The organism is Alkalibacterium indicireducens (assembly GCF_039522005.1).
GTDB lineage: Bacteria > Bacillota > Bacilli > Lactobacillales > Carnobacteriaceae_A > Alkalibacterium > Alkalibacterium indicireducens.
Map to the genome: position 1 here is coordinate 39935 of NZ_BAAADA010000042.1, position 6195 is coordinate 46129.

Below are 6195 nucleotides of genomic sequence, written 5' to 3' on the forward strand. Positions count from 1 at the left end.
GCTTCTTGCACAGCAGCTACAGGGGCTCTGTATCTCTTTTCAAAAAGAAAGAAAGCACTTGTTTGTGGTGCTTTAAAAGTGCTTTCTTCTCTTCAAATCTCACTTCAATTATTCTTCGTCATCTACTTCTTCAAAGTCTGCATCGACAACGTTGTCGTCTGTCTGAACATCGCCTTCTGCTCCTTCAGCTTCCGCCTGCTGAGCTGCAGCCTGTTCGTATAGTTTGACTGACATTTCCTGAACGATTTCATTCAGTGCGTCACGCTTCGTCTTGATTTCATCAATATCATCGTTTTCAAGTGCAGTTTTCAGCTCGTCACGAGCTTCCTCAGCTTTCTTGATGTCCGCTTCATCAACTTTACCTTCAAGTTCTTTCAATGTCTTGTCGATCTGGAAGACAAGCTGGTCAGCTTCATTACGCAGTTCTACTTCTTCCTTGCGTTTTTTGTCTGCTTCTGCATTTTCTTCTGCTTCTTTCACCATACGCTCAATTTCTTCTTCAGAAAGACCAGATGAAGACTTGATCGTAATCTTCTGTTCTTTACCTGTACCGAGATCCTTAGCAGAAACATTTACAATACCGTTTTTATCGATATCGAATGTCACTTCAATTTGAGGCACACCACGTGGTGCTGGTGGAATATCCGTCAACTGGAAGCGACCAAGTGTCTTGTTGTCTTTAGCCATTGGACGCTCACCTTGAAGAACGTGCACATCAACCGCAGGCTGATTGTCTGCAGCAGTAGAGAATACTTGAGATTTACTTGTTGGGATCGTAGTATTTCTCTCAATCAGTTTAGTAAATACTCCGCCCATTGTTTCGATTCCTAATGATAGAGGGGTTACGTCAAGTAGAACGATGTCTTTTACTTCTCCTGAAATAACTCCACCTTGGACAGCTGCCCCCATAGCAACAACTTCATCAGGGTTTACAGAACGGTTAGGCTCTTTTCCTGTTTCAGCTTTAACAGCTTCAATAACAGCTGGAATACGTGTTGATCCTCCAACAAGGATGACTTCGTCTATGTCAGATTTGGATAGTCCTGCATCTTTAAGTGCCTGACGGACAGGATTCTTCGTACGTGTAACCAGGTCATCAGTGATTTCGTCGAACTTGGCACGTGTCAGAGTCATTTCAAGGTGAAATGGACCTGATTCTCCTGCACTGATGAACGGCAAGCTGATTTGTGTAGAAGATACACCAGACAAGTCTTTTTTAGCTTTTTCAGCTGCATCTTTCAGACGCTGAAGAGCCATTTTATCTTTACTTAAGTCAACGCCGTTTTCTTTCTTGAATTCAGCAACTAGGTAGTCGATGATTTTTTCATCAAAGTCATCTCCACCTAGGTGGTTATCTCCGGCGGTTGCCAAAACTTCGAATACGCCGTCTCCCAGTTCAAGAATAGATACGTCGAATGTTCCGCCACCTAAGTCAAATACCAGAATTTTTTCATCTTTGTCTACTTTATCCAGACCGTAAGCTAGTGAAGCAGCGGTCGGTTCGTTTACGATACGGTCAACCTCTAAACCTGCTATTTTACCAGCATCTTTTGTAGCCTGACGCTGTGAGTCATTGAAATATGCAGGTACAGTGATGACTGCGTTTGTGACTTCTTCACCAAGGTAATCTTCTGCATAATCTTTCAAGTGCTGAAGAATGAATGCTGACACCTGCTGAGGAGTATACGTCTTGCCTTCAGCTTCAACTTTAAAATCTTCACCCATGTGACGTTTGATAGAGATGACAGTGTTCGGGTTTGTGATAGCCTGACGCTTAGCCACTTCCCCTACTTGTATTTCTCCATTTTTAAATGCTACAACAGATGGTGTTGTACGGTTTCCTTCTTTATTAGGAATAATTTTAGCTTCGCCGCCTTCAAGAACTGCGACTGCTGAGTTCGTTGTTCCTAAGTCGATTCCGATTACTTTACCCATTTTCAAATCACCCTTTGCTTTCTATAGAATTTTTTATAATGTAACTGATACTTTGGCTGCTCGTAACACACGATCGTGCAGTTTATAGCCTTTTTCAAAAACTTGAGCCACTTCATTGCTGTCCTGATCTTCATTCGCAGGTACTTGCGTATACGCTTCGTGATAGTTGGGATCAAACGGTTCTCCAACAGGATCGATTACTTCAATCCCTTCTTTTTCTAAGGCCTGCTGCAGGCTATTGTAGACCATCTCAATACCTTTTTTCAGGTTTTCTCCTGCTTCAGTATCGACTTCGATACTTAAAGCACGTTCGATATTGTCCAGTGCAGGAAGTAGTTCTTTCGCCAGAGACTGTGAGCTGTAGCGAAGAAGTTCTTCGCGGTCCCGCTGATTACGTCTACGGATGTTTGCCAGTTCTGCCTGAAGACGATAATATCTGTCTGTCAGGTCGTCCAGTTCTTTCTGCTTTTCTTCCAGTTCAGAAGACCCGCTGCTCTCTTCTTCTGTGGACTTCTCATCGTTTTCAAGCTGAATGTCTTCGTCAGCTGTTTCTTCCTGTTTTGACAATACGTCTTCATTCAACTCTTTTTCATCTTTTTCATCCACGTGACATTCCTCTTTTCCTTATTATTCCAGGTAGTAATTTAGTAGTGTGTATGTCAGCTGTTTTCTGAATACATCCAGCACGCCGAATGTTTCATCGTAGGACATGCTGGTCGGACCTAACACGGCAAGGATCCCTCGGCCATGGCCGCTGACCTGATATGCTGCGGTCACCAGACTGAAGTTTGTAAACAGTTCGTTGTCGAATTCGTCACCTATCTTCACGACGAAATCTTCATGAATTGGATCGATCAGCACATTGAGGTTTCCTTTATTGTCCAGTAAAGAATATAAGGACTTCAGCTGCTGTTTGTCCATGTCTTCAGTGAAATCCAGCAGATTCATCTTGCCGGAAATATGATAACGGTCTTCAGCAGAAGCATTGAACGCCGATTCAAGCGACAGATACATATCCATCGCATTGGACGCATACTTTCTGATTAAGAACGGAATGTCCTGTTCCAGTTTTCTAGCGACCTCCATTAAAGGCAGGCCGACCAGATGCTGATTGAATATATTGGCCACTTTGACCATATCAGACTCATCGATCGGTTTCGGCAGTCTGAAGACTTTATTCTCTATCAGTCCGCCATCTGTTTGAACAATTGCCATAATCAGATTATCATTCAAGGCAACCAGTCTGAATCCGGTCAGGCGACTGGACTCGGCTTTCGGCCCAAGAACGATCGCAGTATAACTGGTCAAGTCGGACAGCAGCTTGGCTGACTGATTCATGATATCATCCATCTGCTTGACATGATTACCAAGGACTTCATTAATGATCTGCAGCTTGTCCTCAGCTACTTCCTGAGGTTTCACGAGATGATCGATGTAATACCGGTACCCCTTCATCGACGGAACACGTCCTGAAGACGAATGAGTTTTCTGGATGAATCCAAGTTTTTCAAGAAAGCTCAGTTCATTTCTGATTGTTGCGGAACTGGCATCGATAGCCGTTTCAGTCATGATTGTTTTCGACCCGATTGGATGCCCTGTAGACGTATAGAGTCTGATGAGAGCATCAAGTATATTTATTTGCCTCTTTGTCAACATGTGCATCACTCCTTGGCACGAAGACAGACTTCAAACGTAATGGTTTACTAGCTGAACACTCACACCGCTTCAATTCATTCATTAAATTAGCACTCGAACAAACCGAGTGCTAATACATCTATAATTTATCAAATAGACTCTTGTCTGTCAACAATTAAATCTGATTTATTTTGACCTTTGCCAAACTCTCTCTCGCTTCTATCTCATCCTGATCCAGTCTTTCGATTAAAGCATCGACAGAGTCGAACTTGATCTCGTCTCTCAGATATGAGACCCATTTGACTGAAACATCTTCGCCATATATCTCTTCGCTGTAATCAAAGAGATGGACTTCGATCGAATAGTTCGGCCGATGACCGAATGTCGGGTTGTAGCCTATTGAGGCCATACCATCATGCCATTTTCCATTGACTCGCATCCTGACAGCATAGACGCCACGTTTAGGTACCATGACGTACGGGTGTGGATAGATATTGGCCGTAGGATAGTCCAGTTCTCTTCCCCTTGCATCCCCGTGAATCACGAAGCCGCTGGTTTCATAGATGTATCCCAGTAGTTTGTTCGCCCGTTCGATCTGACCTTCACCGATATAACGTCTGATACGGGTGGAGCTGATCTTATCTCGTTCGTCCTGCATTTTCTCCACCTTAATAATATCAAAGCGCCCATCTGCATACTCATGCAAGGTATCCATATTGGCTAAGTGGGTTTTTCCGTAGGTATAATCAAACCCGGCAACGACGATTTTAGCATGCCATTTCACTATATAGTCATCTACAAACTCCTGCGGTGAGAGACGGCCGAAGCTGGATGTGAAATCGACCTCATAAAGGATATCTACTCCTAAATTTTCCATGATCTTTTCTTTTCGATCCAACGGAGTCAGATAATTATGCTTGTCCGGATCGAAGCTTCGGTAAACGAAAGCCGGATGTCTGTTGAATGTCATGACCGCCGATTTCATCCCTTTTTGAGCGGCAATCTGTACGCCTTTTTTTATGACCGCCTGATGTCCGCGGTGTACCCCGTCAAAAAAACCCAGGATGAGAACGATATCGCCGGAATATATATCTTTTTTATCATATGGATGATGAATCTTTATAATTTCCATGAGTTCCACCTACTATTCATTTCGTAAGACTTTTATCGGTTTGATAAACTGACTTTTACTTGGATGCGAGCCATAAATAGCGACCGCTCTGTTCTCTTTCATAAAAACAAGCCGGTCGGATTCATCCGGTGCATAGTCTGCTTTATCCAGCAGTGCACCATTTTTGACCTTATCATATTCTACTTCAGTCAGGTCGTATGTCTTAATTTCGGTTAGCGCACTCTCCAGTGGAAACAGTGCCTCGTCAATTTTATTGTCTTCCATAAGCTGTCTTACCTCAGTTAAAGTAAAGGCCTGCTCGCTGGAATAGCCGCCGCTGGAGATCCGTGTAAGTTGAGACATGTGCGAGGGATAACCCAGTGCTTGGCCTAAGTCTACGGCCAATGTACGCACATACGTCCCTTTTCCGCAACGGACTTCGAAAGTGAAACTTAAAGTCTGTTCCTTTTCATCAAACAATGGCTCTGACGTTCTCTGAAAATCGTGAACCTCAATAGTTCGTGTTGGGCGTTCGACTTCGATCCCTTTCCTGGCATACTCGTAAAGTCTTTTGCCGTTGACTTTGACTGCGGAATACATTGGTGGCGTCTGCTCAATCTTCCCGGTCAGTGCAGCAAGCGCCGCATCAATTGATTCGAGAGAAAGTGCTTCTGAAACAGGTCTACGGTCGACGATGTCTCCAGAGCGGTCTTCAGTTGTAGTTGAATAGCCCAATGTAATTTCTCCTGTATAGATCTTGTCAGAGTCCATCATATACTCGATAATCTTAGTGGCTTTTCCAATTGCTACTGGAAGCACGCCATCTACATCTGGATCCAAGGTTCCGGAATGACCCACCTTTTTTGTCTTTAAAATCTTTCTCAGTTTAAATACCACGTCATGACTGGTCATTCCTGCTTCTTTCCATATAGGCAATATCCCTTCCATAATATCCTCCTTCTGACCCGCTTATATATGTACTGGCAAAAGAAAAGAGAATCGATGTTTAAAAACAAAGATTCTCTTCTTTACTGCTCAGTTGATCGCTTATTTGGTTAGAGAAACTTATTCCTCATGTTCTTTTTTTATTTGGTTGAGAAGTGAGTCGATCTTGTTTCCATAAGCAATCGATTCATCTCTTAAAAATTTCAGTTCAGGTGTCTTATACAGAGTCAGACGGCTGCCCAGTTCCTTACGAACCAGTCCAGTTGCTTTATCAAGACCTTGCTGAGTGCTTTTTATTTCACTCTCGTCTTCAGACAATGTGCTGTAAAAAATCGTAGCCTGCTGAAGATCGCCTGTGACGTCTACACCTGTTACAGTCACTCCATCAACTCTGGGATCTCTTACTCGTTTACGGAGAATGTCTGTTACTTCCTTCTGAATTTCCTGAGATACTCTACCTACTCTATAGTTCGGCAATGTATTCACCTGTCCTTTTTAAATAGTTTCGGATCTGATGGGATATGTTTATTTCCTTTCGATTTCAACCATTTCGTACGCTTCGATTACGT

General features: G+C 43.2%; 6 protein-coding genes and 1 pseudogene. All 7 read right to left on the minus strand.

Annotated features, from left to right (window positions below):
• Positions 1–108: 108 nt before the first annotated feature.
• Positions 109–1935 carry a molecular chaperone DnaK gene (gene dnaK, locus ABFX15_RS02930; protein WP_346024016.1) on the minus strand — a complete coding sequence of 609 codons (1827 nt, stop codon included), beginning with the start codon at positions 1933–1935 and terminating at the stop codon, positions 109–111.
• A gap of 33 nt (positions 1936–1968) precedes the next feature.
• Positions 1969–2541, minus strand: a complete 573-nt coding sequence (gene grpE, locus ABFX15_RS02935) for a nucleotide exchange factor GrpE (protein WP_346024017.1) — start codon at positions 2539–2541, stop codon at positions 1969–1971.
• A 21-nt stretch (positions 2542–2562) separates the two neighbouring features.
• The gene (gene hrcA / locus ABFX15_RS02940) at positions 2563–3591 is read right to left on the minus strand and encodes a heat-inducible transcriptional repressor HrcA (RefSeq protein WP_346024018.1); all 1029 of its coding nucleotides are present in this window, start codon (positions 3589–3591) and stop codon (positions 2563–2565) included.
• Between the two features lie 154 nt (positions 3592–3745).
• On the minus strand, positions 3746–4702 hold the full coding sequence (locus ABFX15_RS02945) for a bifunctional riboflavin kinase/FAD synthetase (protein WP_346024019.1): 957 nt from the start codon (positions 4700–4702) through the stop codon (positions 3746–3748).
• A gap of 12 nt (positions 4703–4714) precedes the next feature.
• Complete coding sequence (gene truB, locus ABFX15_RS02950) at positions 4715–5629, minus strand: tRNA pseudouridine(55) synthase TruB (protein WP_346024020.1); 915 nt, start codon at positions 5627–5629, stop codon at positions 4715–4717.
• Positions 5630–5746: 117 nt separating this feature from the next.
• Positions 5747–6103: a 30S ribosome-binding factor RbfA gene (gene rbfA, locus ABFX15_RS02955; RefSeq protein WP_346024021.1), complete on the minus strand. Its 357-nt coding sequence runs from the start codon at positions 6101–6103 to the stop codon at positions 5747–5749.
• Positions 6104–6151: 48 nt separating this feature from the next.
• Positions 6152–6195: pseudogene (locus ABFX15_RS12125) on the minus strand (hypothetical protein); the annotation flags it as partial.

Bases quoted from the DNA above. Each gene is read 5' to 3' on its own strand.
- dnaK (WP_346024016.1), bottom strand. From the start codon at position 1,935: ATGGGTAAAGTAATCGGAATCGACTTAGGAACAACGAACTCAGCAGTC.
- hrcA (WP_346024018.1), bottom strand. From the start codon at position 3,591: ATGTTGACAAAGAGGCAAATAAATATACTTGATGCTCTCATCAGACTC.
- ABFX15_RS02945 (WP_346024019.1), bottom strand. From the start codon at position 4,702: ATGGAAATTATAAAGATTCATCATCCATATGATAAAAAAGATATATAT.
- truB (WP_346024020.1), bottom strand. From the start codon at position 5,629: ATGGAAGGGATATTGCCTATATGGAAAGAAGCAGGAATGACCAGTCAT.